Annotated in this window: 28 protein-coding genes and 1 pseudogene; 17 read left to right on the top strand and 12 right to left on the bottom strand. The window is 71.7% G+C overall.

Going from position 1 to position 25,742, the window contains the following annotated elements:
- Window positions 1-51: 51 nt before the first annotated feature.
- Window positions 52-573 (bottom strand): SH3 domain-containing protein, encoded by a 522-nt coding sequence (locus tag ACK4TT_RS12690; RefSeq protein WP_409633469.1) that lies wholly within the window; start codon window positions 571-573, stop codon window positions 52-54.
- Between the two features lie 135 nt (window positions 574-708).
- Here ACK4TT_RS12690 and ACK4TT_RS12685 point away from each other — a divergent pair, with 135 nt between their 5' ends.
- Entirely contained in the window at window positions 709-1,695 is a 987-nt protein-coding gene (locus tag ACK4TT_RS12685) for a 2-hydroxyacid dehydrogenase (protein ID WP_409633467.1), read from the top strand.
- A gap of 38 nt (window positions 1,696-1,733) precedes the next feature.
- On the opposite strand, the gene ACK4TT_RS12680 is transcribed toward ACK4TT_RS12685, so the two are convergent.
- Window positions 1,734-3,521 (bottom strand): autotransporter domain-containing protein, encoded by a 1,788-nt coding sequence (locus tag ACK4TT_RS12680; RefSeq protein WP_410213077.1) that lies wholly within the window; start codon window positions 3,519-3,521, stop codon window positions 1,734-1,736.
- A gap of 259 nt (window positions 3,522-3,780) precedes the next feature.
- Window positions 3,781-4,530 (bottom strand): HesA/MoeB/ThiF family protein, encoded by a 750-nt coding sequence (locus tag ACK4TT_RS12675; protein WP_409633461.1) that lies wholly within the window; start codon window positions 4,528-4,530, stop codon window positions 3,781-3,783.
- Between the two features lie 53 nt (window positions 4,531-4,583).
- On the opposite strand from ACK4TT_RS12675, the gene hslV reads away from it, so the two are divergent.
- From hslV to ACK4TT_RS12655, 4 genes are all read left to right on the top strand, one after another.
- Window positions 4,584-5,147, top strand: a complete 564-nt coding sequence (gene hslV, locus ACK4TT_RS12670; protein WP_409633459.1) for an ATP-dependent protease subunit HslV — start codon at window positions 4,584-4,586, stop codon at window positions 5,145-5,147.
- Entirely contained in the window at window positions 5,134-5,982 is an 849-nt protein-coding gene (locus tag ACK4TT_RS12665) for a DUF4440 domain-containing protein (protein WP_410213076.1), read from the top strand. The genes hslV and ACK4TT_RS12665 overlap by 14 nt, the downstream gene beginning before the upstream one ends.
- A gap of 217 nt (window positions 5,983-6,199) precedes the next feature.
- Entirely contained in the window at window positions 6,200-7,504 is a 1,305-nt protein-coding gene (gene hslU / locus ACK4TT_RS12660; RefSeq protein ID WP_409633455.1) for an ATP-dependent protease ATPase subunit HslU, read from the top strand.
- Between the two features lie 8 nt (window positions 7,505-7,512).
- Complete coding sequence (locus ACK4TT_RS12655; protein WP_409633453.1) at window positions 7,513-8,271, top strand: M48 family metallopeptidase; 759 nt, start codon at window positions 7,513-7,515, stop codon at window positions 8,269-8,271.
- Between the two features lie 16 nt (window positions 8,272-8,287).
- On the opposite strand, the gene ACK4TT_RS12650 is transcribed toward ACK4TT_RS12655, so the two are convergent.
- Window positions 8,288-8,761, bottom strand: coding sequence for a DUF2244 domain-containing protein (locus ACK4TT_RS12650; protein WP_410213075.1), 474 nt, complete (start codon window positions 8,759-8,761; stop codon window positions 8,288-8,290).
- A gap of 68 nt (window positions 8,762-8,829) precedes the next feature.
- Between ACK4TT_RS12650 and nth the strand changes: the two genes are divergently transcribed.
- The 7 genes from nth to ACK4TT_RS12615 all read left to right on the top strand — a co-directional run bounded on the left by nth (window position 8,830) and on the right by ACK4TT_RS12615 (window position 13,672).
- On the top strand, window positions 8,830-9,501 hold the full coding sequence (gene nth, locus ACK4TT_RS12645; RefSeq protein ID WP_409633449.1) for an endonuclease III: 672 nt from the start codon (window positions 8,830-8,832) through the stop codon (window positions 9,499-9,501).
- A 62-nt stretch (window positions 9,502-9,563) separates the two neighbouring features.
- On the top strand, window positions 9,564-10,553 hold the full coding sequence (locus tag ACK4TT_RS12640; protein ID WP_409633447.1) for an adenosine kinase: 990 nt from the start codon (window positions 9,564-9,566) through the stop codon (window positions 10,551-10,553).
- Window positions 10,554-10,558: 5 nt separating this feature from the next.
- Window positions 10,559-11,149, top strand: a complete 591-nt coding sequence (gene hisB, locus ACK4TT_RS12635; protein ID WP_409633445.1) for an imidazoleglycerol-phosphate dehydratase HisB — start codon at window positions 10,559-10,561, stop codon at window positions 11,147-11,149.
- A gap of 72 nt (window positions 11,150-11,221) precedes the next feature.
- Complete coding sequence (hisH, locus tag ACK4TT_RS12630) at window positions 11,222-11,857, top strand: imidazole glycerol phosphate synthase subunit HisH (protein ID WP_410213074.1); 636 nt, start codon at window positions 11,222-11,224, stop codon at window positions 11,855-11,857.
- Window positions 11,854-12,576: a 1-(5-phosphoribosyl)-5-[(5-phosphoribosylamino)methylideneamino]imidazole-4-carboxamide isomerase gene (gene hisA / locus ACK4TT_RS12625; RefSeq protein ID WP_409633441.1), complete on the top strand. Its 723-nt coding sequence runs from the start codon at window positions 11,854-11,856 to the stop codon at window positions 12,574-12,576. Before hisH ends, hisA begins: the two co-directional genes overlap by 4 nt.
- Window positions 12,576-13,343 carry an imidazole glycerol phosphate synthase subunit HisF gene (gene hisF, locus ACK4TT_RS12620; protein WP_409633439.1) on the top strand — a complete coding sequence of 256 codons (768 nt, stop codon included), beginning with the start codon at window positions 12,576-12,578 and terminating at the stop codon, window positions 13,341-13,343. The genes hisA and hisF overlap by 1 nt, the downstream gene beginning before the upstream one ends.
- Entirely contained in the window at window positions 13,343-13,672 is a 330-nt protein-coding gene (locus ACK4TT_RS12615; protein ID WP_409633437.1) for a phosphoribosyl-ATP diphosphatase, read from the top strand. Before hisF ends, ACK4TT_RS12615 begins: the two co-directional genes overlap by 1 nt.
- A 189-nt stretch (window positions 13,673-13,861) precedes the next feature.
- Here ACK4TT_RS12615 and ACK4TT_RS12610 read toward each other — a convergent pair.
- From ACK4TT_RS12610 to timA, 3 genes and pseudogenes are all read right to left on the bottom strand, one after another.
- Window positions 13,862-14,032, bottom strand: a pseudogene (locus ACK4TT_RS12610) (Smr/MutS family protein); the annotation flags it as partial.
- Between the two features lie 266 nt (window positions 14,033-14,298).
- Window positions 14,299-15,390, bottom strand: a complete 1,092-nt coding sequence (locus ACK4TT_RS12605; RefSeq protein WP_409633802.1) for an MltA domain-containing protein — start codon at window positions 15,388-15,390, stop codon at window positions 14,299-14,301.
- Between the two features lie 10 nt (window positions 15,391-15,400).
- Window positions 15,401-16,018, bottom strand: a complete 618-nt coding sequence (gene timA, locus ACK4TT_RS12600) for a TIM44-related membrane protein TimA (protein ID WP_409633433.1) — start codon at window positions 16,016-16,018, stop codon at window positions 15,401-15,403.
- A 164-nt stretch (window positions 16,019-16,182) separates the two neighbouring features.
- Here timA and secB point away from each other — a divergent pair, with 164 nt between their 5' ends.
- Window positions 16,183-16,659, top strand: coding sequence for a protein-export chaperone SecB (gene secB / locus ACK4TT_RS12595; RefSeq protein WP_409633431.1), 477 nt, complete (start codon window positions 16,183-16,185; stop codon window positions 16,657-16,659).
- Window positions 16,660-16,836: 177 nt separating this feature from the next.
- Here the strand turns inward: secB and dnaQ are convergent, their stop codons facing one another.
- From dnaQ to ACK4TT_RS12570, 5 genes are all read right to left on the bottom strand, one after another.
- Complete coding sequence (gene dnaQ / locus ACK4TT_RS12590; protein WP_409633429.1) at window positions 16,837-17,541, bottom strand: DNA polymerase III subunit epsilon; 705 nt, start codon at window positions 17,539-17,541, stop codon at window positions 16,837-16,839.
- 401 nt (window positions 17,542-17,942) lie between these two features.
- Window positions 17,943-18,536 (bottom strand): dephospho-CoA kinase, encoded by a 594-nt coding sequence (coaE, locus tag ACK4TT_RS12585; protein ID WP_409633427.1) that lies wholly within the window; start codon window positions 18,534-18,536, stop codon window positions 17,943-17,945.
- Window positions 18,533-19,405 (bottom strand): shikimate dehydrogenase, encoded by an 873-nt coding sequence (gene aroE / locus ACK4TT_RS12580; RefSeq protein WP_409633425.1) that lies wholly within the window; start codon window positions 19,403-19,405, stop codon window positions 18,533-18,535. The genes coaE and aroE overlap by 4 nt, the downstream gene beginning before the upstream one ends.
- Window positions 19,402-20,001, bottom strand: a complete 600-nt coding sequence (locus ACK4TT_RS12575; RefSeq protein ID WP_410213073.1) for a Maf family protein — start codon at window positions 19,999-20,001, stop codon at window positions 19,402-19,404. Before ACK4TT_RS12575 ends, aroE begins: the two co-directional genes overlap by 4 nt.
- On the bottom strand, window positions 19,998-20,879 hold the full coding sequence (locus tag ACK4TT_RS12570) for a pyruvate, water dikinase regulatory protein (protein WP_409633800.1): 882 nt from the start codon (window positions 20,877-20,879) through the stop codon (window positions 19,998-20,000). Before ACK4TT_RS12570 ends, ACK4TT_RS12575 begins: the two co-directional genes overlap by 4 nt.
- 492 nt (window positions 20,880-21,371) lie before the next feature.
- Between ACK4TT_RS12570 and hemE the strand changes: the two genes are divergently transcribed.
- The 4 genes from hemE to rho all read left to right on the top strand — a co-directional run bounded on the left by hemE (window position 21,372) and on the right by rho (window position 25,636).
- Complete coding sequence (gene hemE / locus ACK4TT_RS12565) at window positions 21,372-22,409, top strand: uroporphyrinogen decarboxylase (protein WP_409633421.1); 1,038 nt, start codon at window positions 21,372-21,374, stop codon at window positions 22,407-22,409.
- Window positions 22,403-23,440, top strand: a complete 1,038-nt coding sequence (gene hemH, locus ACK4TT_RS12560; protein ID WP_410213090.1) for a ferrochelatase — start codon at window positions 22,403-22,405, stop codon at window positions 23,438-23,440. Before hemE ends, hemH begins: the two co-directional genes overlap by 7 nt.
- Window positions 23,437-23,913: a CopD family protein gene (locus ACK4TT_RS12555; RefSeq protein WP_410213072.1), complete on the top strand. Its 477-nt coding sequence runs from the start codon at window positions 23,437-23,439 to the stop codon at window positions 23,911-23,913. The genes hemH and ACK4TT_RS12555 overlap by 4 nt, the downstream gene beginning before the upstream one ends.
- A gap of 292 nt (window positions 23,914-24,205) precedes the next feature.
- Window positions 24,206-25,636 (top strand): transcription termination factor Rho, encoded by a 1,431-nt coding sequence (rho, locus tag ACK4TT_RS12550; protein WP_409633417.1) that lies wholly within the window; start codon window positions 24,206-24,208, stop codon window positions 25,634-25,636.
- Window positions 25,637-25,742 lie beyond the last annotated feature (106 nt).

Genomic DNA, 25,742 nt, shown 5'->3' with positions numbered 1-25,742 from the left:
GGCCTTTGGAGAACAAGGGGCTCCGGGCCTAGCACAGGCCCATGCGCGCCCTCAACGGCATTGCGGGGCCTCGGCGGTTCCCCACAGGGCGCCTTCGCGGACCCAGCCGGCGGCGTTGTCGGCCTTCACCTTGCACCAGCCCTTCTCGCAGCGGACCAGCGAGGCGAGCGCCCGGGCGCGCAGATAGGCGACCGGCCTGGCGTCCGGCTTGGGCCTGCGCAGGAGCGCGGCCGCCCGCGGCTGGACGTTGATCACGGCCCGGCGGCCGTCGGTCACCCGCCGGTGCACCCAGGCCAGCCCCCCCTCGGGATCGCAGACCCGGCGCCACTCCGCCGTCTCGGCCACCACCTGCACCGGCAGGCCCTTGGCGCGGTAGACCCAGAGCAGCCGGTGGTCGTCGCCGGGGCCCGCCCGGGCGTTCACCTTGCCGAACTTCAGGGTGACATAGCGCGGCACCGGCAGGCCCGACGGCGTCGGCCGGTCGGCGGCCAGGACCCCCGTCGCCACGACGAGGCTCAGGGCCGCGCCCAGCAGCGCCGCGAACTTCGGCGACCCCGCGCCCAAAACCCTCACGACGCCTTCACGCCCTTCGCCTCGCCTTGGCCGTGGGAGCCCCCTTTGCTAAGGGTCTCCCCGAGAGATCGCCGCGCGCCTCGGCGCGGCGCAGGAAACGTCCCCTTTTCAGTTCGCCTCCAGCTTTTTGCAAGAATGCCCGCCCGCAAGCCGAAAGTCATCGTCACGCGAAAGCTGCCGGACTCCGTGGAGACGCGGATGCGGGAGCTGTTCGACACCGAGCTCAACCTCGCCGACGCGCCCATGGGCCGCGAGGCGCTCATCGACGCCGTCGGGCGGGCCGACGTGCTGTCGCCGACCATCACCGACCGGATCGACGCCGAGCTGCTGGAGCACGCGGGCGAGCGCCTGAAGCTGATCGCCAACTTCGGCGCGGGGGTCGACCACATCGACGTGGCGGCGGCCCAGGCGCGGGGGATCACCGTCACCAACACCCCGGGCGTGCTGACCGAGGACACCGCCGACCTCACCATGGCGCTGATGATGGCGGTGGCCCGCCGCATCGTCGAAGGCGCCAACGTGGTCCAGGCCGGCGGCTTCTCGGGCTGGGCGCCCACCTGGATGCTGGGCCGCCGGATCACCGGCAAGCGCCTGGGGATCATCGGCATGGGCCGGATCGGCTCGGCGGTGGCGAGGCGGGCCCGGGCCTTCGGCCTGCAGATCCACTACCACAACCGCAAGCGCGTCAGCCCCCGCATCGAGGAGGAGCTGGAGGCCACCTACTGGGACAGCCTGGACCAGATGCTGGCCCGCATGGACATCATCAGCGTCCATTCGCCGCACACGCCCGCCACCTACCACCTGCTCTCGGGCCGGCGGCTGAAGCTGCTCCAGCCGCACGCCATCCTGATCAACACCGCCCGCGGCGAGATCATCGACGAGGACGCCCTGGCCGACCTGCTGGCCGAGGGCAGGATCGCCGGCGCCGGCCTCGACGTCTTCGAGTTCGAGCCCCAGGTGAACCCCAAGCTGCTGAAGCAGCCGAACGCCGTCCTCCTGCCCCACCTGGGCTCGGCCACCGTTGAGGCCCGCGTGGACATGGGCGAGAAGGTGATCATCAACATCAAGACCTGGATGGACGGCCACCGCCCGCCCGACCGCGTCCTGCCGCAGATGCTGTAGGCCTCCCTCCCCACACGGGGGAGGGAAGGCCTTTTCCCTCAGAACCGCCCCTGCACCCCGACCCGGAAGGCGGTCGTGGAGAGATCGCCGCGCCCGGCCGTCCCGCTGACGCCGGCCACCGCCGTCAGGCCCGCCTGGAGCGGCGCGGCCACGCCCACGCTGTAGGCCAGGTAGTCCCCGTCCGGCCGGTAGGTCTCGGTCGTGAACGGAACCGGCGATCCCTGGGCCATGACCCACATCTCCGGGGCGTCGTCCTTCAGCTCGACCCGGTAGCTGGCCCGGGCGAAGGGCCGCACGCCCCAGTCCGTCGCCCAGGTGAGCTCCGCGCCCAGCGCGGCGTGGACGCTCTCCAGCGTCTGGTCGCCGAAGATCATGCGGGTCGAGCGCTCGCCCTGCTCGCCGTAGCCGTCGACCTTCACCTTCTCGTAGCGGACGCCGACCGTCGGCCGCAGGCGCAGCGGCCCGGCCCCGCCGGCGAAGGCCGCCTCGACGCCCGCCGCGAACAGCTTGCCGTCGGTGTCGCCCGTCTCGATCCGCTCGGCCGGGCCCAGGACCACCCGCCGCTCCACGTCGTCGAAGGCCATGCCGCCATAGGTCACGTCCGCGGTCAGCTCGAAGGGCCCGCGCGCGACGCGCGCGAAGACCGCCGCGGCCAGGGTGCGGGCCTCGTAGCCGCCGGTGTCCTGGCCGAAGTCCGCGTCGGCCTCGACCCAGGTCAGGGCCGCGCCCAGCGACGCCCCGCCGCCCAGGCCGTACTCGGCCCCGAAGACCGCGCCGACGCCGTCGCTCTCCAGGCCCGTCGCGCGGGAACCGGCGTCGAGGTCCAGCCAGTCGCCGTGGGCGGCGCCGAACACCGTCCAGGCGCCCCGGGGCGAGACCGCCGAGCCCGCGAACTGGGTGGCCAGCGCATCGCCCAGGCCCTGCAGCGCCGCCTGGCCGGCCAGGGGCAACTGGCCGACCTGGTTCGGAGCCCGCAGCGCCGCCAGCACCGCGCCGGCCTCGATCTCGTGGACCACGCCGGTGAAATGCACCCCGTCGGCGAACAGGTAGGTGCGGTTGGCGTCGGGGGTCACATAGCTGTCGGGCAGGCAGGTGAACGACTCCACCGCCGAGCCCCGGCAGGCCGGGTCGGTGACGTTGACGATGCCGAACTCGGCCGGGTTCGCCTCGATCTCGGCGATCAGCGCCGCGATGTCGACGTAGAGCACGTTCACGCCGGCCGCGCCGATGGCCGCCTCATAGCGGGTGTTGAACACCTCGAAGCGCGGCACGCTGGTGGTGACGATGGTGGCCTGGCCCGCGTCCTCGATGCGCCGGAGCTGGCCCGCCAGCGCCTGGGCCGCGCCGTCCAGCACCGCGAGGTCGGCGTCGGTGAAGTCCAGGCCGTTGGACTGGGTGAAGAAGACGTCGTTGCCGCCGCCCTGGATGATCACCAGCGTGTCGCGGCCGAACGCGCCGCCGTCGGCCAGGAAGCTGTCCACCTGGTTCACCACCGGCTTGCGGGTCAGGCCGCCCGGGCCGATCGGCCGCGTCTGGGCCACCCGCGCGCCGCCCTCGGCGTAGTTGGTCCCGCCCGCCGCGCGGGGCGTGAGCTCCAGGCCGAGGCCCGCGGCGATGGTCTCGACCCAGATCGGGTCGGGGTTGGTCGTGAAGCTGCCGGCCCCGGCCGGCGCCCTCGCGGCATAGGCGCCCCCGTCCGAGATGCTGTCGCCGAAAACGACGACCTGGTTGAAGCGGGAAGGTTCCTGGGCGGCGGCCGGGCCGGCGAAGGGGGCGGCGAGGCCGACGGCGGCGGCGGCGCGGAGCAGGCGGATACGAAGGGACATCTAAGGCTCCTGAACGGGAAGGAGCCGGACCCTGGTCCGCGACTTCAGCGGGCGTGTGTGCGCCGCGTGAGCGAATGTGACAAAGCTTTGCGGGCCGGGCCCGCCGCAGATGCTCTGACCCTTCCCTCCCCCACGTGGGGAGGGTGGCGACCCGGACCAAAGGTCCGAGGGAGACGGGTGGGGGAGTGTTGTGACAGGGCGCTGAGCCCAGGGATTGGCTTCCCCACCCTGCCCGCCTGCGGCGGGCTGTCCCTCCCCATCAAGGGGAGGGAACGCCCCCGCATACCGGGCAGGCCGGGTCGCCCGCCACCCGCACCGTCCGGGTCTCGGCCGCGAGCGCGTCGTAGATCATCAGCCGCCCGGCCAGGGGATCGCCCGCCCCGGTGATCAGCTTGATCGCCTCCAGCGCCATCATGCTGCCGATGACCCCGGCCAGGGCCCCCACCACGCCCACCGCCGTGCAGGTCTCGGCGTCGGGCGGAATCTCGGGCACCAGGCAGCGGTAGCAGGGCTGGCGGCCGAACACGCCGACCTGCCCCGTCCAGCGGCCGATGGCGCCCGACACCAGCGTCTTGCCGTGGCGCACGCAGGCCTCGTTGACGCAGAACCGCACCCCGAAGTCGTCGGTGCCGTCCAGCACCAGGTCCACCCCCTCGACCAGGCGGTCGGCGGTGTCGGGGCCGAAGGCGCCGTTGTGGCCGGCCACGAAGACGTGCGGATTGAGGGCGGCGAGCCGGTCGGCGGCGGCCTCCACCTTGGGGCGGCCCAGGTCCTCCTCGGCGTAGATCACCTGGCGCTGGAGGTTCGAGCGGTCCACCTCGTCGGGATCGACCAGGATCAGGCCGCCCACCCCCGCCGCCGCCAGATAGAGCGAGGCCGGGGCGCCCAGGCCGCCCGCGCCCACCATCAGCACGCTCGCGCCCTTCAGCTTCTGCTGGCCCGGCCCGCCGACCTCGCGCAGCACCAGGTGGCGGGCGTAGCGCTCGATCTCCTCGTCGCTGAAGCTCATGGATCGGTCGTGTCCTGCTTGACCTTGGGCGCCGCGCTGCTCAGATCGCGGGCATGTCGAATAGCTCAACCTTTCCCGGCCAAATAAGCCAAGAGTGGCACGGGACCACCATCCTCGCCGTCCGCAAGAATGGAAAGACCGTGGTGGCCGGCGATGGGCAGGTGTCCATGGGCCCGACCATCGTCAAGGGAACCGCGAAGAAGGTGCGCACCCTGGCGGGCGGGCGGGTGATCGCGGGCTTCGCCGGCTCCACCGCCGACGCCTTCACCCTCATCGAGCGGCTCGAAGCCAAGCTCGAACAATATCCCGAGCAACTCGCCCGGGCCTGCGTGGACCTGGCCAAGGACTGGCGCACCGACCGCTACCTGCGTCGCCTCGAGGCCATGCTGATCGTCGCCGACAAGGCCCAGATCTTCACCGTCACCGGCGTCGGCGACGTGCTGGAGCCCGAGAACGCCGTGGCCGCCATCGGCTCGGGCGGCAACTTCGCGCTCGCCGCCGCCCGCGCGCTGATGGAGACCGACCTCGACGCCGAGGAGGTCGCCCGCCGCGCCATGCGCATCGCCGCCGAGATCTGCGTCTATACGAACGGGGAGCTGACGGTTGAGGTGCTCTAGCCTGGCGCTCGCCCTCGCCTTCCTCGCCGCGCCCGCCGCCGCCGAGGAGATCACCCCGGCCCCCGTGGTGGCGGCCGAGCGCGCCTTCGCGGCCGACGGCCTGGAGCTGGGCGTGCGCGACAGCTTCCTGAAGCACTCCGCGCCCGAGGGGATCGTCCTCGCCCCCGAGCCGCGGCTCGCCAAGGCCGTCTACGAGAAACCCCAGCCCAAGGGGCCGCCGCTGGTCTGGTGGCCGCTGTGGGCGGGAATCTCCCGCTCGGGCGACCTGGGGTTCACCACCGGGCCCTACACCTTCGACGGCCAGCCGCGCGCCTGGTACTTCACCGTCTGGGCGAAACAGCCGGACGGGTCGTGGAAGTGGCTGTTCGACGGCGGCCCGCCCAGCACCATCGAGGGCGCCGCGCCCAAGGACTCGCCCGTGACCTACGCGAGGCTGGCCGCCCGCGAGGCCGGCTCCCCGGCCAAGGCGATGAGCGAGGTGACCGCCGCCGAGGCCGCCCTGCACGCGGCCGCGAGGACCGACGTGAAGGCCGCCTTCCTGGCCGTGGTGGCCGACGACGGCCGGATCACCGGATCGAAGGCCGCCCCCCCTACCACCCGCGCCGCCCTGGAGGCCGAGCTCGCCACCCGGCCCGCGTCGATCGCCTATGCGCCCCTCGGCGGCAGCGCCTCGGCCGCCGGGGACTTGGCCTGGACCTACGGCGCGGCCAAGTGGACGGTCGGCGAGGCCGAGAAGCGTGGCCACTACGTGCGCATCTGGCGCAACGACAAGGCCGGCTGGCGCCTCCTGTTCGACGAACTGCTGGAAGCCCCGCCGCCGCCCAAGACCTCTTGAGCTGGTTCCAGGCTCTCCCTCCTCCCCCATCGGGGGAGGGGGACCGGCCGAAGGCTGGTGGAGGGGGGCCTGACATGAGGCTCGGCGCTCCCGGCAAACCCCCTCCCCCATGCTGCGCATGGTCCCCCTCCCCCATCGGGGGAGGAGAGGGGGCCTCAGCACCGGAGACGCGCAAAGCCTTCGCCGCGCGCGGATTCATGACTATCTAGCGGGCGACATGACCGAGTTTTCCCCCCGCGAGATCGTTTCCGAGCTGGATCGTTTCATCGTCGGCCACCCCGAGGCCAAGCGCGCCGTGGCCGTGGCCCTGCGCAACCGCTGGCGCCGCCGGCGCGTGCCCGACGACCTGCGCGACGAGGTGACGCCCAAGAACATCCTGATGATCGGGCCCACCGGCGTCGGCAAGACCGAGATCGCCCGCCGGCTGGCGAAGCTCGCCCAGGCGCCCTTCCTGAAGGTCGAGGCCACCAAGTTCACCGAGGTCGGCTACGTCGGCCGCGACGTGGACCAGATCGTCCGCGACCTCGTGGAAAGCGCCATGCAGATGGTCCGCGAGAAGCGCCGCGCCGCCGTGCGCGCCCGGGCCGAGGCCGCCGCCGAGGAACGCATCCTGGACGCCCTCACCGGCCCCGGCTCCACCGCCGCCCGCGAGGCCTTCCGCAGGAAGCTGCGGGCCGGCGAGCTGGACGACAAGGAGGTGGAGCTCACGATGGCCGACACCACCTCGCCCTTCGGCCAGGTGGAGATCCCCGGCCAGCCCGGCGCGTCCATGGGCGTGCTCAATCTGGGCGACATGTTCGGCAAGGCCTTCGGCGGGCGGACCAAGGTCCACAAGACCACCGTCTCGGGCGCCTGGGCCCCGCTGATCGCCGAGGAGAGCGACAAGCTGCTCGACCAGGAGGCCCTGACCCAGGAGGCCCTGGAACTGGCCGAGAACCAGGGCATCGTCTTCCTCGACGAGATCGACAAGGTGGCCAGCCGCTCCGACCGGGCCGGCGCCGACGTCAGCCGCGAAGGCGTGCAGCGCGACCTGCTGCCGCTGATCGAGGGGACCACCGTCTCCACCAAGCACGGGCCGGTGAAGACCGACCACATCCTGTTCATCGCCTCAGGCGCCTTCCATGTGGCCAAGCCCTCCGACCTCCTGCCTGAGCTGCAGGGCCGCCTGCCGATCCGCGTGGAGCTGAAGGCCCTGACCCGCGACGACTTCCGGCGCATCCTGACCGAGCCCGAGGCGAACCTGATCCGTCAGCACCAGGCCCTGCTCGCCACCGAGGGCGTGACGCTCGCCTTCACCGAGGACGCCATCGACGCGCTGGCCGACGCGGCCGTCACCGTCAACGGGGCGGTGGAGAACATCGGCGCCCGCCGGCTCCAGACCGTGCTCGAGAAGGTGCTGGAGGAGATCAGCTTCACCGCCGCCGACCGCTCCGGCGAGACGGTGACGATCGACGCCGCCTACGTGAAGGGCCGGATCGGCGAGCTCGCGGGCGACGCCGACCTCTCGAAGTTCATCCTGTAGGCCGCGGCATGTGTGGTGTCTGCTTCTCGCGGCGGGGTCTGCTGACGGGGCTGGGCGCGCTGTCGCTCGCCGCCTGCACCGAGAACGCCGCCACCGGCCGCAGCCAGCTCGTGCTGGTGGACGACGGCCAGCTTTCCGCCATGGCCGACCAGGCCTGGCGCGAGATCGCCGCCAAGGTCCCGCCCGTGCGCGATCCGGCGGTCCAGGCGCGCCTCGCCCGGATCGGCGCGCCGCTGGTGAAGGCCGCCGGCCGCGAGGACCTTCCCTGGTCCTTCACGGTGCTGGACAGCCCGGAGTTCAACGCCTTCGTCCTGCCGAACGGCAGGGTGGGCTTCTTCCGGGGCCTCTTCGAGTTCGCGGGCTCCGACGACGAGATCGGCTCGGTGCTGGGTCACGAGATCGGCCACATCGTCGCCCGCCACCCCGCCGAGCGGGTCAGCCACGAGCTCGCCGCCCAGGCGGGCGTCGCCATCGCGCAGATGCTGGTCTCGGACAGCGCCGGCGAATGGACCGACGAGATCGGCGCGGCGCTCGGCATGGGCGCGGTGTTCGGCGTCATCCTGCCCTATTCGCGCAAGCACGAGCTGGAGGCCGACCGCGTGGGCGTCGAGCTGATGCGCAAGGCCGGCCTCGACGCGCGGGCCGCCGTCACCTTCTGGGAGCGCATGGCCGGCCGGTCCCAGGCCCAGCCGCCGGAGGTGCTCTCCACCCATCCGGCCGACGACCGGCGGCTGGCGGCCCTGAAGGCCGCCGTCGAGGGCGCCTAGGGCGCGGCCCGGGCCCTCAGCGGCCGCGCTTGGCCCGCCAGATGGCGTCCTCCAGGGCCCGGGCGAACTCGGCCCGCTCCCCGGGGCTGAGCGCCGCGGCCACCGGCGTCTCCCGGCCCGACAGCGCCAGCCTCAGGCCCAGGACCCGCCCGTCCTGCGCGTCGGTTTCGACGTTCACGCGGGTGAAGGCGGTGGGGCTTTCCCAGACCACCCGCGACCAGCGCGGCGTCTCGTAGGTCACCACCACCTGGTGCGGCGTCACCCGCACCCGCTCGACGTTGCGGGCCGCCCGGAAGCTCGCCAGGAAGGCCACGACGATGGCCACGAGGTCGATCCCCAGGAACAGCGGCACGAAGTGGGCGCCCATCCGCATGAACACCGCCGCCGAGGCCACGTTGGCCACCGTGACGACGCTGATCAGCAGGATGAACCCCCGCTCGGACAGCGAGCGGTTCGGCTTGATCTCCGCGTCCATGTAGAGGGCCGACATCATGGTCCCGCCAGCATAGCCCCTTCCCCCCTGGCGGGAGAAGCCGGCGCGCGCCATCTTCCGCCCCCATGGCCAGGCGCTCCCGCAAGACCCTGAAACCCGCCGAACAGGCCCGTCTCGTCGAGCTGTTCTCCCGCTTCGAGTCGCTGGAGAGCGATCCGCGCACCGAGCTGGACTATTCGAGCCCCTACACCCTGGTGGTCGCCGTGGCGCTGTCGGCCCAGGCCACCGACGTCTCGGTGAACAAGGCCACGGCGAAGCTGTTCGCCGTCGCCGACACGCCGGAGAAGATGCTGGCCCTGGGCGAGGAGGGCCTGAAGCCCTTCATCTCCTCCATCGGCCTCTTCAACACCAAGGCGAAGAACGTCATCGCGCTGTCCCGCATCCTCGTCGAGCAGTACGGCGGCGAGGTGCCCCTGGAACGGGACAAGCTCCAGGCCCTGCCGGGGGTCGGCCGCAAGACCGCCTCGGTGGTGCTGAACGAGCTCGGCGTCGAGCCCGCCGTCGCCGTCGACACCCACGTCTTCCGCGTCTCGCACCGGCTGGGGCTGTCCGACGGCAAGACCCCCGACGCGGTCGAGGCCGACCTGCTGGCGACGATCCCCGAGCCCTACCTCACCCGCGCCCACCACTGGCTGATCCTGCACGGCCGCTACACCTGCACGGCGAGGCGCCCGAAGTGCGGGCAGTGCCCCGTCGCCGACCTCTGCCCCTCGCGGCATCTGTTCATCGGGACCTAGCCGCGGGCGGCCTTTGCCTGTAATCGGCCCGCACGCGCCTGCCCGGGGGAAGAAGTCCAGCAATGCCAGAGCTCTACGACGTCGCCGCCATCGGCAACGCCATCGTCGACGTGATCGCGCCGGCCACCGACGAATGGATCGTGGAGCAGGGGCTCGACAAGGGCGCCATGATGCTGGTCGACCAGCAGCGGAGCCAGGCGCTGTATTCGAAGATGCAGCCAGGCCTGGAGGCCTCGGGCGGCTCGGCGGCCAACACCATCGCCGGCCTCGCCAGCTTCGGCGGCAAGGGCGCCTTCATGGGCAAGGTGGCCGACGACCAGCTCGGCGCCGTCTTCGCCCACGACATGCGGGCCATCGGCGCCCGCTTCGAGAACGCCCCGCTCGTGGGCGGCCCGGCCACCGCCGTCTCGATGATCAACGTCACCCCCGACGGCCAGCGCACCATGTGCACCTTCCTGGGCGCGTCGGTGGAATTCACCGACGACGACGTGGAGCCCGCCGTCATCGAGGCCTCGAAGATCGTCTACCTCGAAGGCTATCTGTTCGACGCCGAGGCCGCCCGGCGGGCCTTCGCCAAGGCCGCCGCCCTGGCCCACGGCTCGGGCCGGATGATCGCGCTGACGCTGTCCGACAGCTTCGTGGTCGAGCGCCACCGCGCCGCCCTGCTGGGCTTCATCGAGAACCAGGTGGACCTCCTCTTCGCCAACGAGGCCGAGGTCACCGCCCTCTTCCAGACCGACAGCTTCGATCAGGCCGTCTCGGCCCTGCGCGAGCGCGTGAGCCTCGCCGCCGTCACCCGCAGCGAGCGGGGCTCGGTGATCCTCTCGCGGGGCGAGAGGCTTTCGGTCGCGGCCGAGCCCGTGGAGAAAGTCGTGGACACGACGGGCGCGGGCGACCAATACGCAGCCGGGTTCATGTTCGGCCTTTCCCGGGGGCGGCCGCTGCAGCAGTGCGGCAAGCTGGCCTCGCTGGCGGCGGCCGAGGTGATCTCGCACTACGGCCCCCGGCCGCAGGTTCCGCTCAAGGACCTGGCGGCCGCCAAGGGATACTGAGGGTTATGAGCCGCACGGCCGACGTCCGCCGCGACACCAAGGAGACCCAGATCCGGGTGAGCCTCGATCTGGACGGGACCGGCGTGTCCGAAATCTCCACCGGGATCGGCTTCTTCGACCACATGCTGGAGAGCTTCGCCCGCCACGGCGGCTTCGACCTCAAGGTCGAGACCAAGGGCGACCTGCACATCGACATGCACCACACGGTCGAGGACACCGGCATCGTCATCGGCCAGGCGTTCAAGCAGGCCCTCGACGGCTTCAAGGGCGTGCGCCGCTTCGGCCACGCCTACATCCCCATGGACGAGACCCTGTCGCGCTGCGCCATCGACCTCTCCAACCGGCCCTACCTGATCTGGAAGGTGGACTTCCGCACCCCCAAGGTCGGCGACATGGACACCGAGCTCTTCAAGGAGTTCCACCACGCCTTCGCCATGAACGCCGGGGCGTGCGTGCATCTGGAGTGCCTGTACGGAACCAATTCCCACCACGTGGCCGAGAGCGGCTTCAAGGCGCTGGCCCGGGCGCTGCGCCAGGCCGTCGAGCTCGACCCCAAGACCCACGGCCACGCGCCTTCCACCAAGGGCGTGCTCTAGTCACGACGGCCAGGAAAAGTGGGAGCCGGTTTTCCGCCCGGCCGCGTGACAGGAAAGGACTCGACTGATCCCATGCAGAGCGTCGCCCTGATCGACTACGGGTCGGGCAACCTTCGCTCGGCCGAGAAGGCCCTCGTCCGCGCCGCCGACGGCCGGGCGGACATCGTCGTGACCAGCGATCCGCGGGTCATCGCCGCCGCCGACCGGGTGGTGCTGCCGGGCGTGGGCGCCTTCGCCGCCTGCATGGCCGCGCTCCAGGCGCGCGAGGGCGTGGTCGAGGCGATGACGCAGGCCGTCCGGGGCCGCGGCGTCCCCTTCCTCGGCATCTGCGTGGGCATGCAGCTCATGGCCACGCGCGGGCTGGAGTTCGGCGAGACGGCGGGCCTGGGCTGGATTCCCGGCGACGTGCGCCGCATCGAACCCGCCGATCCGGCCGCCAAGGTCCCGCACATGGGCTGGAACGCCCTGCTCGACGTGGTCGACCACCCGCTGTTCCGCAGCCTGAAGGACGGGCGCCCGGTCTATTTCACCCACTCCTTCGCCTTCTTCCCGCAAGACTCGAAGGACGTGGCCGCCTATGTGGACCACGGCGGACGCTTCCCGGCGGCCGTCGTCCGCGCGAACATGGCGGGCGTGCAGTTCCACCCGGAGAAGTCGCAAGGCGCCGGCCTCTCCCTCCTCGCCGATTTCCTGGAGTGGCGCCCTTGATCCTCTATCCCGCGATCGACCTGAAGGACGGCCAGTGCGTGCGCGTCCTGCACGGCGACCTCTCCACGGCCACGGTGTTCAACACCGACCCCGGCGCCCAGGCCAGGAGCTTCGCCCAGGCCGGCTTCCACTGGGTCCACGTCGTCGACCTGAACGGGGCCGTGCAGGGCAAGGCGGTCAACGCCGCCGCCGTCGAGTCCATCCTCTCGGCCGTCTCCATCCCCGTGCAGCTCGGCGGCGGCATCCGCAGCCTGGCCGACATCGAGCGCTGGATCGAGGCGGGCGTCTCCCGCGTCATCCTGGGCACGCTCGCGGTGAAGGAGCCCGAGGTGGTGCGCGAGGCCGCGCGCCTGTTCCCCGAACAGATCGCCGTCAGCGTCGACGTGCGCGCCGGCAAGGTGGCCGTCCAGGGCTGGACCGCCGACAGCGACCTCGACGCCATCACCGTGGCCCGGCGCTTCGAGGACGTGGGCGTCGCCGCCCTGATCGTCACCGACATCGACCGCGACGGCACGGTCATGGGCTTCAACGTCGAGGCCTTCGGCGCCATGGCCGACGCGGTCTCGATCCCCGTCATCGCCGCCGGCGGCCTGGCCTCGGTGGACGACCTCGTGCGCCTGAAGGCCCGCAAGGGCACGCCGATCGCCGGCGCCGTCCTCGGCCGGGCGCTCTACAACGGCGCCATCGACCCGGCCCAGGCCCTGCAGGTGGCCGCCTGATGCTCAACGTACGCGTCATTCCGTGCCTCGACGTGAAGGACGGGCGCGTCGTGAAGGGCGTGCAGTTCGTCTCCCTGCGCGACGCCGGCGATCCGGTGGAGCAGGCCCGGGCCTATGACGCCGCCGGCGCCGACGAGCTGATGTTCCTCGACATCACCGCCAGCCATGAGAACCGCGGCACGATCCTCGACGTGGTGGCCCGCACGGCCGACGTCTGCTTCATGCCGCTGTCGGTGGGCGGCGGCATCCGCACGGTGGAGGACGCCCGGCGCCTGCTGCTGGCCGGGGCCGACAAGATCAGCGTCAACACCGCCGCCGTGAAGGACCGCGCGCTCATCTCGGGCTGCGCCGACGCCTTCGGGTCCCAGGCGACGGTGGTGGCCATCGACGCCAAGAAGGTGGCCGACCGCTGGCGCGTGTTCATCTACGGAGGCCGCGAGGACACCGGCCTCGACGTGGTGGACTACGCCCGGGACGTCGTGAAGCACGGCGCGGGCGAGATCCTGCTCACCTCCATGGACCGCGACGGGGCCAAGACCGGCTACGACCTCGACCTGCTGCGCGAGGTGACCCAGGCCGTCGGCGTGCCGGTGATCGCCTCGGGCGGGGCCGGGAACGCCCGGCACATGGTCGACGCCGTCCGGGCCGGGGCCGACGCCGTGCTAGCCGCCTCGATCTTCCACTTCGGCGAGGTCTCGATCGGCGAGGTGAAGGCCGCCATGGCCGCCGCCGGCATCCCCGTCCGCCGCACGGAGCTCGCCGCCTGATGGGACACCAGCGCTTCGCCCAGGTCATCGGCCGCCTCGCCGCCACCATCGAGAGCCGCCGGGGCGCGGATGCGTCCAAGTCCTACACGGCCCAGCTCCTCGCCGACCTCGACCGCGCCGCCAAGAAGCTGGGCGAGGAGGCGGTGGAGACCGTCATCGCCGCCGCGCAGGGGGACCGCGACGCGCTCACCGCCGAGAGCGCCGACCTCGTCTACCACTGGCTGGTGGTGCTGGCCGCCGCCGGCGTCTCCCTCGACGAGGTGGCCGAACGCCTGGAGGCCCGCGAAGGGACCTCGGGCCTGGCCGAGAAGGCCGCGCGCAAGGGCTAGCCCCATCCTCCGCCGCAGGGGGAGGCGGCCCGAAGGGCCGGGGGCCCACGAGCCTCGACCCTCAACCCCCTCTGCCGCTCCGCGACAGCTCCCCCTGTGGGGGAGCATCTCACCCCCCCTCGGCTTCCGCTTCAGCGCCACATAGAGCGCGCCCGCCCCGCCGTGGCGGCGGTGGGCTTCCGAGACCCCGGCCACGATGTGCGCCAGGTGCGGGGCGGCCAGCCATTCGGGGGCGGCCCGGCGCAGCACCCCGTCGCCCTGCACCCCCTTGCCGGTGATCACCAGCACCGAGCGGCAGCCGTCGTCCCACGACCGGGCCAGGAAGCGCTCCAGCGCCGCGCGCGCCCGGTCCTGGGTCATCCCATGCAGGTCGATGCGCCCGCCGATGGGGTCGCGTTCGCGGGCGATGCGGTGCTTGCGGTTGGGCTCGATGGGATCGACGCCCTCCCGCGTGCTGGCCGGGGCCTTGGGCGGGAGGGTCCTCGGGTCGATCCGCGCCGGCGCGTCGAGGCCTTGGGCGGGCGTTTGCGCCGAAGGCCCCTTGGGAGTCGCCCGGCCGGGAAGGGGATGGACCGTGGCCGCCACCAGCGACCAGATCCTCTGCTCCTCCGGCTTCAGCGGCCGTTTCATCGCGGGACCAGCCGGTACATCCGCAGCACATGCCGCACCCGGCCCGCCTCCGCGCCCGCCGCCGGACCCTCGCCCAGGTAGAGGTCGGCGCGCACCTGGCCCTTGATGGCCCCGCCGGTGTCCAGCGCCGTCACCATGCGCCGGTAGGCGGGGAAGGCGCCGGCCAGCAGCGGCGCCTCGGCGTCCAGCCAGAAGACCTCGCCATAGGTGTTGAACGCCGGGTCGACGGCGATCGCCCGCCCGGCCGGCAGGGGCACGCCCGCCGCGCCCACCGGCGGCTTGCCGTCGTCGGGCGCCAGCCGGAAGAAGGCGTAGCGCGGGTTGAGCCGCATGATCTCGTCGGCGGCCGGCCCCCGGTTGGCGGCCAGCCACAGCCGGATCGCCTCGCCCGAGGCGCCGTCTGGCGGCAGCAGCCCCCGCTCGCGCATGGCGTTGGCCACGCCCACGAACGGCCGGCCGTTGTTGGCGGCGTAGAGCGCCTTCATCCGGCTCCCGTCCTCGAAGGTCAGCACCCCCGAGCCCTGGATCTGCAGGAAGAACAGCTCCTCGGGCCGCATCCAGGCGAGCGCGTCGGTCGGGGGACGGGCCTCGATCTCGGTGCGTTCGGCGTAGGGGCCGGCTCCGGGGAGCAGGTCGGCGGGCCTGGGCCGCACCGGCGCGCTGAACTCGGCGTCCCGCGTCCGGCGCGCCTCGTAGACGGGGGCGAAATAGGCGGTCAGAACGCCCTCGGCCGGCAAGGGCAGGGCCTCGAAGTTGGCTTCCAGGAAGGCGCGGGCCTCGGGACCGGTGCGCGGCTCGCGGATCGCCGCCCGCGCGCAGGCCGCCCTGAGCGCGTCGGTGCGCGCGGCGTGGCAGGTCCGCCGCCAGGCCTGGAAGGCGGCGAGGTGGTCCTCGGCCTCCCAGCCGGGCAGTTCGGCGAGCGCCAGGCGCCTCGGCGGCGCCGGCGTGGGCGGCTCTGTCGGGGCCTGCGGCGGGGGCCGCGGGGCGGCTGGCGGAGGGCCGCCCGGGGGCTCTCCGGGCGTGGCGCAGGCGGCGAGGATCAGACCAGCCAGGAGAGCGGCCGGAAGGACCGCCCGAACCGGACGCATGTTCAAGGCCCTACGCCTCCGCGGCGTCGACGTGGATCAGCGTCCAGTTGGGGTCGCGGCTCTTGAGATCGCGTTCGAACGTCCACAGCTCGGCGGTGCGGCGGTCGTCCACGGCCTCGCCCTCGGGGCCCTTGGAGCGGCTGCGGAACTCGGCCAGGAAGCGGACGGTCACCCGGCCCAGGTCGCCGGGGCCCACGTCGGCCTTCTCCAGGTCGGCGCGCGGGGCGTGGAAGAATTCGACGCTCTCGGTGCGCCCTTCGGTCTCGCGCTGGGCGATGGCGGCCTCGAAGCTCGCGAACACGTCCGGCGCCAGCAGGTTCTTCAGCGTGGCGCGGTCGCCCTCGGCGAAGGCCCGCACGATCATCTCGTAGGCCTGCTTGGCGCCCGACAGGAAGTGGCCGACATCGAAGCTGGGGTCCAGCGCCTTCACGGCGGCGAGGCCCGTCAGCGCCACGCCGTCCTCATAGGGTTCGGGGGCGCGGTCCGCCTGGCGGACCGGCCCCGGGGCCGTTTCGGCGGCCGGCCGGTCCTCCGGCTGGCGTCCCACGCGCCGGCCCAGCACCGCGTAGAGCTGGTAGAGCACGATGGCCGCGAGGCCGGCGAAGATGATCAGCTCGAGGACTTGCAACGCTCTGCCTTGGTTGAGGACGAAGGGGGGTCGTCCAGCGGCACAATATAGGCTTCCCGAACGCCGCCGTCAGGGGCGGCGTTGCATCCCCGGAGGCGCCATGTTAGCCGGGCCGCCCGATAGGACGCGTTTTCCCGCGTTTACAACAGGATTCAAGCCAAACCATGTCCGAAACCGACGCCGGCGCGCTGGGCGCGCCCGAGGGCCCCGGCATCCGCATCCTCGCCCAGTTCATCCGCGACCTGTCGTTCGAGAACCCGCGCGCGCCCGAGGCGCTGCGCGCCAGCCAGGCCCAGCCGCAGATCGACCTCGGCGTCGAGATGAACGCCCGGGGCCGCGAGGACGGCCTGTTCGAGGTGGACCTGAAGCTCTCGGCCAAGGCCCTGCGCGACGACGGCCCCCTGTTCGTGGTCGAGCTGCTCTACGGCGGCGTCTTCCAGATCGCCGGCGTCCCGGCCGAGGAGATGGAGCCGGTGCTGCTCATCGAGTGCCCGCGCTACCTCTTCCCCTTCGCCCGCCGGATCATCGCCGACGTCACGGCCGAAGGCGGCTTCCCGCCCTTCATGCTCGACCCGATCGACTTCGCCGGCGTCTACGCCGCGCGCAAGGCCCAGGAGCAGGAACAGGTCGGCCACGCCTAGTATCTTCCCTCCCTTAATGGGGAGGGACGACTCGCCGCAGGCGAGCGGGGTGGGGAAGCGTCTCGTAGGGCGGTGCGTTTCGGACGGCCCGCCAATCCCGGATCGCCGCGTCCGGTCGTGACTCCCCCACCCGTCCGGCGCTCCGCGTCGTCCACCCTCCCCATTAAGGGAGGGAAGTCAGAGCCCGAACCTGCCCCAGAGCTCCTCGCTCTTGACCACCTCGCGGATGAAGGCGGCGTGCGCCGCGCGTTCCTCCTCGGTGGAGAGCGGGGCCAGCGGCCGGGGCCGCGCGCCATAGGCGTTGCGGGTGGCGGCGTGCACCGCGCCGGCCGCCGCCGAGGCGGTGAGCTCCAGGCGGCGTTCGCGGCCGCCGCGCAGCTCCAGATAGACCGCCGCCAGGAGCTTGGTGTCGATCAGCGCCCCGTGCTTCTCCCGCTCGGCCAGCGAGATCTTGAAGCGCTTGCAGAGCGCGTCGAGCGAGTTGTGCATCCCCGGGAAGCGCTGCTTGGCCAAGGCAAGCGTGTCGATCCAGCGGTGCTCGGGGATCTCGGCCCGGCTGCAGTTCGTCAGCTCCCAGTTGATGAAGCTCCGGTCGAAGGCGGCGTTGTGGGCGATCAGCGGCGCGTCGCCGATGAAGTCCAGGAAGGCGTCGACCACCTCGGGATGCTCGAACCGCGGCTTGCCGCGCAGGAAGGCGCTCGACAGGCCGTGGATCTTCTCGGCCTCGGCGGGCATGTCGCGGCACGGGTCGATGTAGACGTGCAGGCTGCGGCCGGTGGGGACGAAGTGCTCGATCTCCAGGCAGGCCAGCTCGACCAGCCGGTCGCCGGCCCTGGGGTCGAAGCCGGTGGTTTCCGTGTCGAGGACGATCTCGCGGGCCATGTCCCTTCCATGCCCCGCTTCGCCCGAAGCCTCAAGCGGGACTGGCGCCGCAGGCCAGATAACGAACCACAGAATACACAGAAAACACAGAAGGTTAGCTCGCCCCGACTTCCGTGTGGTCCGTGTATTCCGTGGTCTATCCCTCGGGCCGGCCTCGCCGGCCGGATTTCAGTCCCGCCGCCCTGCGGCGCGTCAGCGCCCGTCGATTTCAGACCACGAAGAACACGAAGGAACACGAAGGTCTCCGGCCAAGCCCTTTCGTGATTTTCGTGCCTTTCGTGGTTCAATCGCCTCAAGCCGGGCCAGCCGCCGCAGGCGATCCTTGGAAACCGCGGAAAACGCAGGAATCGCGGAAGCTTAGGTCGCGAACCCATTCTGCGTCCTTCTGCGTCTTCTGCGGTTCAATCCGCTTTCCGCAGCGCCGCGATGATCTCGGCGACCTGTTCCCGGGCGGCCTCCAGCCCCCGGCCGGTGTCGACCACGAAGTCCGCGCGGGCGCGCTTCTCCGCGTCCGGGGTCTGCTGGGCGAGGATGGCGTCCAGCCGCTCCGGGCTCATGCCCTCGCGGGCCAGCACGCGCTCGCGCTGCATCTGCGGCGGCGCCGAGGCCACCACCACCGCGTCCACCGCCTTGTCGCCGCCGGTCTCGAACAGCAGGGGGATGTCCAGCACCACCATGTCGGCGCCGTCGGACCTGGCCTTCTCGAAGAAGGACGCGCGGTCCAGGCCCACCAGGGGATGGACGATGGCGTTCAGGCGCTGAAGGGCTTCGGGGTTCCCCAGCACCCTCTGGCGCAGCGCCTCGCGGTCCACCGCGCCGTCCTTCACCACGCCGGGGAAGGCCTCGCCCACGGGGCCCACCGCCGCCCCGCCCGGGGCGTAGAGGGCGTGAACCGCCGCGTCGGCGTCGTAGACCGGCACGCCGGCCTCGCGGAACATGGCCGCGGTCGTGGACTTGCCCATGCCGATGGAGCCCGTCAGGCCGATGATCTTCATTGGCCGAGCGCCTTCAGGGCCAGGGCGCGGACGTCCACCTGGGCGGTCGGCGGAGCGACGCCATAGAAGGCCTCGAACGAGGGGACCGCCTGGCGGACCAGCATCTCCAGCCCGTCCACCGTGCGCCGGCCGAGCGCCCGGGCCTTGGCCAGGAACGGCGTCTCCAGGGGCTTGTAGACCATGTCCATGACCACCGCCGTCCCGGGCGCGGCCTCCAGCGGGGCGTCCAGCATGCCCTCGCCCGCAAGCCCCGCCGAGGTGGCGTTGATGACCGCGCTCACGCCGTCGAAGGCGCTGGCCGCCGCGTGCAGCGGGCAGGCCACGACGCCGCGGCCGATCGCGCCGGCGACCGCCTCGGCCTTGGCCAGCGTCCGGTTGACGATCCGCACCTGCGGCGCGCCGGCCGCGATCAGGGCCGCCACCGCGCCGCGGGCCGCCCCGCCCGCGCCCAGCACGGCGATGGGTCCCGCCTTCGGATCGAACCCCGGCGCCTGGGCTTCGAAGGCGCCCAGCAGGCCGATCCCGTCGGTGTTGTCGGCGGCGATGGTCCCGTCGCTTTCGAACGTCAGCAGGTTGGCGGCCGCCGCCATCTCGGCCCTGGGGCTCACCACGTCGGCGCAGGCCAGCGCCGCCTCCTTGAACGGGACGGTGACGTTCAGCCCGCGGATCGCCCCGCCCCGGAAGGCCTCGACGAACACCGCGAAGCGGTCGGCGTCCGGCGCGAAGGCCACATAGACCCCGTCGAGGCCGGCCGCCTCCAGCCAGGCGTTGTGGATCAGGGGACTGAGCGAGTGGCGCACGGGATGGCCCGCCACGCCCGCGACCAGGGTTCTTCCGGTGATCGGCGGCTTCGTTCGGGCCGGGTTCATTCTGGCAGGGCTCCGTGGCGGCGCAGCAGGTCCAGCAGGCCCCACAGCGGCAGGCCCAGGATGGCGAAGTAGTCGCCTTCGATCCGGTCGAAGAGCTGGGCGCCTGGGCCCTCCAGCCGGTAGCAGCCCACCGAGCCCAGGGACTTCTCGCCGTCGCGGGCGAGGTAATCCTCCAGGAAGGCGTCCGAGAAATTGCGCATGGTGAGCGTGCAGCTCACGACCTCGCGCCAGATCGGCTCCCCGTCGCGGGCCACGACCACCGCCGAATGCAGCTTGTGGGCTTCCCCGCGCAGGGCCTTCAGGCGCTCGCGGGCGGCCTCGATCGTGTCGACCTTGTCGTAGAGCCGCCTGTGATGCTCCAGGGTCTGGTCGGCGCCGATCACCAGGACGCCGGGCCACGCCCGGGAGACCTTGATCGCCTTCAGCTCGGCCAGGGCGTCGGCCACCTCCCGGGGGCGCGCGCCCTCGGCGGTGAGCGAGGCCTTGGCGGCCTCCTCGTCCACGCCGGCGCCGACCGCCTCGTAGGGCACGGCGGCCCCGTCCAGCACCGACCGGCGCGCGGCGCTCTTGGACGCCAGGATGATGGGAACGCTCAACCCAGGACCTCCACCTGACCATGCCCGCCGTGCAGCAGGTTCAGCACCGCCGCGGCCGTCTCCTCCACCGAGCGGCGGGTGACATCGATGGTCGGCCAGCCGTGGCGCTCGTAGAGCCGGCGGGCGTGGATGATCTCCTCGCGCACGGCCTCCACGTCGATGTAGCTCGACTCCCGGTTCTCCTTCAGGCTGAGGAGCCGGTTGCGGCGGATCTGGATCAGCCGGTCGGGCGAGATGGTGAGGCCCACGATCAGCGTGTTCTTCATGGTGAACAGCTTCTCCGGCACGGGCCGTCCCGGGACCAGCGGCACATTGGCGGCCCGGATGCCCCGGTGGGCCAGGTAGATGCAGGTGGGCGTCTTGGACGTCCGCGAGACGCCCACCAGAACCACGTCGGCCAGGTCCAGGTCCTGACCCCCCTGGCCGTCGTCGTGGCCGATGGCGTAGTTCAGCGCGTCCATCCGGTTGAAGTAGTCGTTGTCGAGCCGCAGGTGGGCGCCGACCCGGCTGGTCGTGGCCGCGCCCAGGTAGCGCTGCATGGCGCTGACCAGCGGGTCGAGGGCCGGGATGCAGGGCATGTCGAGGCGACGGCAGCCGTCCTCCAGCATCTGGCGCAGCTTCTCGTCGACGATGGTGTGCAGGACGATGCCCGGCGCCTCCTGGATGTCGCCCAACGCCCGCTCGAGCTGCCGCTGGGAGCGGACCAGGGCGTAGATGTGCTCGATCGGCAGGACGTTCTCGAACCGGGCGCACACGGCGCGGGCCATGGCGTTGAGCGTCTCGCCGGTGGAGTCCGACACGAGGTGGACGTGGAAGTAGGTGGCGAGCCGCGGCGGGCTGGATGTCGGCAAGGAGGGTGCGCCCACGAAGTTGGGGATGAATTCTGTGGACCCACTCTTAGCGAACGCGGACGGCGATGGGGATAGAGCCGTTGCGTCAGCCGTCCCTCCCGGCCGGCGGGGGACAGGCGGGACGAAATGGGCCGTTTACGCTTCATTAACGAACAGGCCCGGCGACCGGGGCGCCGATCCGGCCAGGCTGTCGACAGCCGGGGCGCCGGGCGCCGGAGACTCCCGTTCCTACCCCCGGAGGTTAATGGAATCTTAAGGGCGGCAGGCGGGGTTGGCGGGCTGTCCCCGCCATCCACAGGCCGGGAAAACCGGCGCCGGCGGGTCTGGACAGGCTGGGGAGGAATTGCGGACGGCCGTGGGCGCCGCCGGGTTATCCACGCCGCCGACAGGCCCAACCTCTCCTGTCCCAATCTTTTTCAGGATTCTTAAGGTTTGGAGGGAGGAAGGGCGTCCCCCTCCTGGACCCATCCTGACCCGTCCGGGCCTTGAGCCTTCCGGCGTCCCGCGCTTTAAGGCGGCATGATCCAGACAACGCCCAAGCTCCTCCGCGCCCTCGCCGGCGAGACCCTGGAGCGGCCCCCCGTCTGGTTCATGCGCCAGGCCGGCCGGTCGCTCCCGGAGTACCGTGAGCTGCGCGCCAGGGCGCCCGACTTCATCGCCTTCTGCCTGCACCCGGAGATGGCCGCCGAGGCGACGCTCCAGCCCATGCGCCGCTTTCCCATGGACGCCGCCATCGTCTTCGCCGACATCCTGCTGATCCCGCTGGCGCTGGGCCAGAAGGTGTGGTTCGAGGCGGGCGAGGGGCCGCGCCTCGGCCCGTTGCCGACCATCGAGGCCCTGCGCGGCGAGGTCGAGGCCTCCACCGGCCGCCTGGCCGCCGTCGGCGAGACCCTGAGCCGCGTCCGCGCCGGGCTGGAGCCCGACCGCGCCCTGATCGGCTTCGCCGGCGCCCCCTGGACGGTCGCCACCTACATGCTGGAGGGCAGGGGCTCCGAGCGCGAGGCCGCCCGGATCTACGCCTACGAACATCCCGACGAGCTCGACGCCCTGCTGGACGTGCTGGTGGACGCCACCGCCCGCTACCTCGTCATGCAGGCGAAGGCCGGGGCCCAGGCGCTGAAGCTGTTCGAGAGCTGGGCCGAGGGGCTGTCCGAGGACGTCTTCGAGCGGATCGTCGTGCGGCCCCACGCGGCCATCGTCGAGAAGGTGCGCGCGGCGGGCGTCACCGCCCCGATCATCGGCTTCCCGAGGGGCGCGGGCGCCGAGGTCGAGACCTACGCCGAAGGGGTTCCGGTCGAGGGGATCGCGCTGGATGTCCAGGCCACCGCCGCCTTGGGCCGCCGGCTCCAGGCCCAGGGCCGCTGCATCCAGGGCGCGCTCGACAACCTGCTGCTGCGGGCGGGCGGCCCGGCGCTCGACGCCCGCGTCGACCAGCTCCTGGAACAGTGGGGCCAGGGCCCCTGGATCTTCAACCTCGGCCACGGCGTCATGCCCGACACCCCCATCGAACACATCGCCCGCACGGTGGAGCGGGTGACCGGAAAGGCCCGCTGGTGAAGAAGCTCGCCGTCGTCCTCTTCAACCTGGGCGGACCGGACGGCCCGGACGCCGTGCGGCCGTTCCTGTTCAACCTGTTCCGGGACCCCGCGATCATCGGCCTGCCGGCGGTGGCCCGCTATCCGCTGGCGGCCCTGATCTCCACGACGCGGGAGAAGACCGCCCAGGCCAACTATGCGGTCATGGGTGGCCGCTCGCCCCTGCTGCCCGAGACGGAAGCCCAGGCCCGCGCCCTGGAGGCCGAGCTTTCCCGCCGGGCGCCCGCCATCGAGGCGAAGGTCTTCATCTCGATGCGCTACTGGAAGCCCTTCGCGAAGCAGACGGCGAAGGCGGTGGCGGCCTTCCGGCCCGACGAGATCGTGCTGCTGCCGCTCTATCCGCAGTTCTCGACCACGACGACGGCCTCCTCGCTGAAGGACTGGGCCCGCGTCTACAGGGGCCCCGGCCGCACCCGCACGGTCTGCTGCTATCCCACCGCGCTGGGCGTCGTGGAAGCCTATGCGAAGACCATCCGCGAGACCTGGGAGAAGTCCGGAAAGCCCAGGAAAGTCAGGCTGTTGTTCTCGGCCCACGGTCTGCCGCAGAAGGTTGTGGACGCAGGCGACCCCTACCGCGCCCAGGTCGAGGCCACGGCCGCGGCGGTCGCCCAGCGCCTGCCCGGGATCGACGACTGGCAGGTCTGCTTCCAGAGCCGGGTGGGGCCGCTCAAGTGGCTGGAGCCGGCCACCGAGGACGCCATCCGCCAGGCCGCCGCCGACGGCAAGGGCGTGCTGGTCAGCCCCATCGCCTTCGTCTCCGAGCACGTCGAGACCCTGGTCGAGCTCGACCACGAGTACGCGGCGCTGGCCAGGTCCCTGGACATGCCCTTCTACCTGCGCGCGCCCGCGCCGGGGGTGACGGAGAGTTTCATCAGCGCCCTGGCCGACGCCGTGCTCTCGGCCCCGGAGCGGTCGCCGGTCGCGCCGTTCGGGCCCTGGCTCTGCCCGGCCGGACATGGCAAGTGCGCCTGCCGGGAGGAGAGACAAGCATGAATTGGCCGGACTTCCTGAGCTACGACCTGCTGCGCGGCCTGCACATCATCGCCGTGATCGCCTGGATGGCGGGCATGATGTACCTGCCCCGGCTCTACGCCTACCACACCGAGACGGCGCCCCCCGGGACCCCGTTCGACGCCCACTTCCAGGTGTGGGAGGCCAAGCTCCTCAGGATCATCATCAACCCGGCGATGACGGTCACCTGGCTGCTCGGCGCCACCCTGATCTTCTGGCACGTCTATGCGGCGGGCGAGGGCTGGGGCTTCCTCCTCCGGCCGTGGATGCTGACCAAGCTCGCGGTGGTGACGGCGCTCTCCGGCTGGCACGGCTTCCTGGCGGGGGCGCGGAAGAAGTTCGCCGCCGGCCAGCGGCCGAAGTCGGCCAGGTTCTGGCGCGCCACCAACGAGATCCCCTTCCTGCTGGCCGTCGTCGCCGTGCTCGCCGTCACCCTCCAGTTCGGGGCCCGCTGAGGGGAAGCCCTGGCGCCGGCCCATCGGCCACCCCACATGAGCGTGTGACGCCCGATCCGCTTGACCGGCCGGGCGGCATGTGGTTCCGCTGGACCCACGCGTCGCGGAAAGCGGCGCGCCCCGCCTTTCCGCCGCCCCCTGCGCGGCTCTCGCGCAGCGGTCCGGCTCCCAAGAACGTCCACATCGGCGCCCCAGGCCGTCCCCCCGGGGTCATTCCGCAGGCGCCGCCAGCTTCTTCCCGGCCCGCGTCCGGAATCCGTCCGGCCGCGCGCCAATTCCCAAGTAGATTCAAATGCAAGACGACACCCAGGACTTCCCGGAAACCGAGACCCCGGAAACCGAAATCCCCGAGCTTGAGGCGCAGGCGGCTGCGGCCGAGGAGGCCGACGCCGCCGCCGAAGCCGACGAGGCGTCCGACGAGCCGTCGGAAGCCGCCAAGGCCATCGCCGCCATGGGGCTCACCCGCATGAGCCTCCAGGAGCTGAAGGACAAGTCGCCGGCCGACCTGCTCAGCTTCGCCGAGCAGCTCGAGGTCGAGAACGCGAACTCCATGCGCAAGCAGGACATGATGTTCGCGATCCTCAAGACGCTCGCCGAGGAGGGCGTCGAGATCTCCGGCTCGGGCACGCTCGAGGTGGTGCAGGACGGCTTCGGCTTCCTGCGCAGCCCCGAGGCCAACTACCTGCCCGGCCCCGACGACATCTACGTCAGCCCCTCGCAGATCCGGAAGTTCGGCCTGCGCACCGGCGATTCGGTGGTCGGCGCCGTCCGCGCCCCGCGGGAGGGCGAGCGCTACTTCGCCCTCGTCGCCGTCACCCAGATCAACTTCGAGGCGCCCGAAAGCGTCCGCCACAAGGTCCTGTTCGACAACCTGACCCCGCTCTATCCCGACGAGCGGCTGAAGATGGAGATCGACGATCCGACCCTGAAAGACCGCTCGGGCCGGGTCATCGACATCGTCGCCCCCCTCGGCAAGGGCCAGCGCTGCCTGATCACCGCCCCGCCGCGGGTCGGCAAGACGGTCATGCTGCAGAACATCGCCAAGTCGATCGAGACCAACCACCCCGAGTGCTACCTGATCGTCCTCCTGATCGACGAGCGCCCGGAAGAGGTCACCGACATGCAGCGCACGGTGAAGGGCGAGGTTATCTCGTCCACCTTCGACGAGCCGGCGACCCGCCACGTCCAGGTGGCCGAGATGGTCATCGAGAAGGCCAAGCGCCTGGTCGAGCACAAGCGCGACGTGGTCATCCTGCTGGACTCGGTGACCCGCCTCGGCCGCGCCTACAACACCGTGGTGCCCTCCTCGGGCAAGGTGCTGACCGGCGGCGTCGACGCCAACGCCCTGCAGCGGCCCAAGCGCTTCTTCGGCGCCGCCCGGAACATCGAGGAGGGCGGCTCGCTGACCATCATCGCCACCGCGCTGATCGACACCGGCAGCCGGATGGACGAAGTCATCTTCGAAGAGTTCAAGGGCACGGGTAACTCGGAAATCGTCCTGGACCGCAAGGTGGCCGACAAGCGCATCTACCCGGCCATCGACGTGCTGAAGTCCGGCACCCGGAAGGAGGAGCTCATCACGCCGAAGGAGCACCTCCAGAAGACCTACATCCTGCGCCGCATCCTGAACCCCATGGGCGCCCAGGACGCCATCGAGTTCCTGCTCGACAAGCTGCGCCAGTCCAAGAACAACGACGACTTCTTCCAGTCGATGAACACCTAGCTTTTTCGTGTTCTGAAAAGCTGAATGATTTCAGGGGCTTCGGAAGACCGGAGCCCCTTCGCTTTGGAAAATCGCCTCTGTCGCGAAATTAGCGCCGCCAACCGTA

The organism is Phenylobacterium sp., assembly GCF_046463815.1.
Taxonomy (GTDB): Bacteria; Pseudomonadota; Alphaproteobacteria; order Caulobacterales; family Caulobacteraceae; genus Phenylobacterium.
This window is presented reverse-complemented; position numbering and strand designations above follow the sequence as displayed.

Bases quoted from the DNA above. Each gene is read 5' to 3' on its own strand.
- ACK4TT_RS12555 (WP_410213072.1), top strand. From the start codon at position 23,437: ATGAATTGGCCGGACTTCCTGAGCTACGACCTGCTGCGCGGCCTGCAC.
- nth (WP_409633449.1), top strand. From the start codon at position 8,830: ATGGCCAGGCGCTCCCGCAAGACCCTGAAACCCGCCGAACAGGCCCGT.
- dnaQ (WP_409633429.1), bottom strand. From the start codon at position 17,541: ATGGCCCGCGAGATCGTCCTCGACACGGAAACCACCGGCTTCGACCCC.
- hisH (WP_410213074.1), top strand. From the start codon at position 11,222: ATGCAGAGCGTCGCCCTGATCGACTACGGGTCGGGCAACCTTCGCTCG.
- ACK4TT_RS12655 (WP_409633453.1), top strand. From the start codon at position 7,513: ATGTGTGGTGTCTGCTTCTCGCGGCGGGGTCTGCTGACGGGGCTGGGC.
- ACK4TT_RS12605 (WP_409633802.1), bottom strand. From the start codon at position 15,390: ATGCGTCCGGTTCGGGCGGTCCTTCCGGCCGCTCTCCTGGCTGGTCTG.
- ACK4TT_RS12615 (WP_409633437.1), top strand. From the start codon at position 13,343: ATGGGACACCAGCGCTTCGCCCAGGTCATCGGCCGCCTCGCCGCCACC.
- ACK4TT_RS12680 (WP_410213077.1), bottom strand. From the start codon at position 3,521: ATGTCCCTTCGTATCCGCCTGCTCCGCGCCGCCGCCGCCGTCGGCCTC.
- hslV (WP_409633459.1), top strand. From the start codon at position 4,584: ATGTCGAATAGCTCAACCTTTCCCGGCCAAATAAGCCAAGAGTGGCAC.
- ACK4TT_RS12675 (WP_409633461.1), bottom strand. From the start codon at position 4,530: ATGAGCTTCAGCGACGAGGAGATCGAGCGCTACGCCCGCCACCTGGTG.
- ACK4TT_RS12650 (WP_410213075.1), bottom strand. From the start codon at position 8,761: ATGTCGGCCCTCTACATGGACGCGGAGATCAAGCCGAACCGCTCGCTG.
- ACK4TT_RS12685 (WP_409633467.1), top strand. From the start codon at position 709: ATGCCCGCCCGCAAGCCGAAAGTCATCGTCACGCGAAAGCTGCCGGAC.
- hisB (WP_409633445.1), top strand. From the start codon at position 10,559: ATGAGCCGCACGGCCGACGTCCGCCGCGACACCAAGGAGACCCAGATC.
- rho (WP_409633417.1), top strand. From the start codon at position 24,206: ATGCAAGACGACACCCAGGACTTCCCGGAAACCGAGACCCCGGAAACC.
- secB (WP_409633431.1), top strand. From the start codon at position 16,183: ATGTCCGAAACCGACGCCGGCGCGCTGGGCGCGCCCGAGGGCCCCGGC.
- hisF (WP_409633439.1), top strand. From the start codon at position 12,576: ATGCTCAACGTACGCGTCATTCCGTGCCTCGACGTGAAGGACGGGCGC.
- coaE (WP_409633427.1), bottom strand. From the start codon at position 18,536: ATGAAGATCATCGGCCTGACGGGCTCCATCGGCATGGGCAAGTCCACG.
- hslU (WP_409633455.1), top strand. From the start codon at position 6,200: ATGACCGAGTTTTCCCCCCGCGAGATCGTTTCCGAGCTGGATCGTTTC.
- hemE (WP_409633421.1), top strand. From the start codon at position 21,372: ATGATCCAGACAACGCCCAAGCTCCTCCGCGCCCTCGCCGGCGAGACC.
- aroE (WP_409633425.1), bottom strand. From the start codon at position 19,405: ATGAACCCGGCCCGAACGAAGCCGCCGATCACCGGAAGAACCCTGGTC.
- ACK4TT_RS12640 (WP_409633447.1), top strand. From the start codon at position 9,564: ATGCCAGAGCTCTACGACGTCGCCGCCATCGGCAACGCCATCGTCGAC.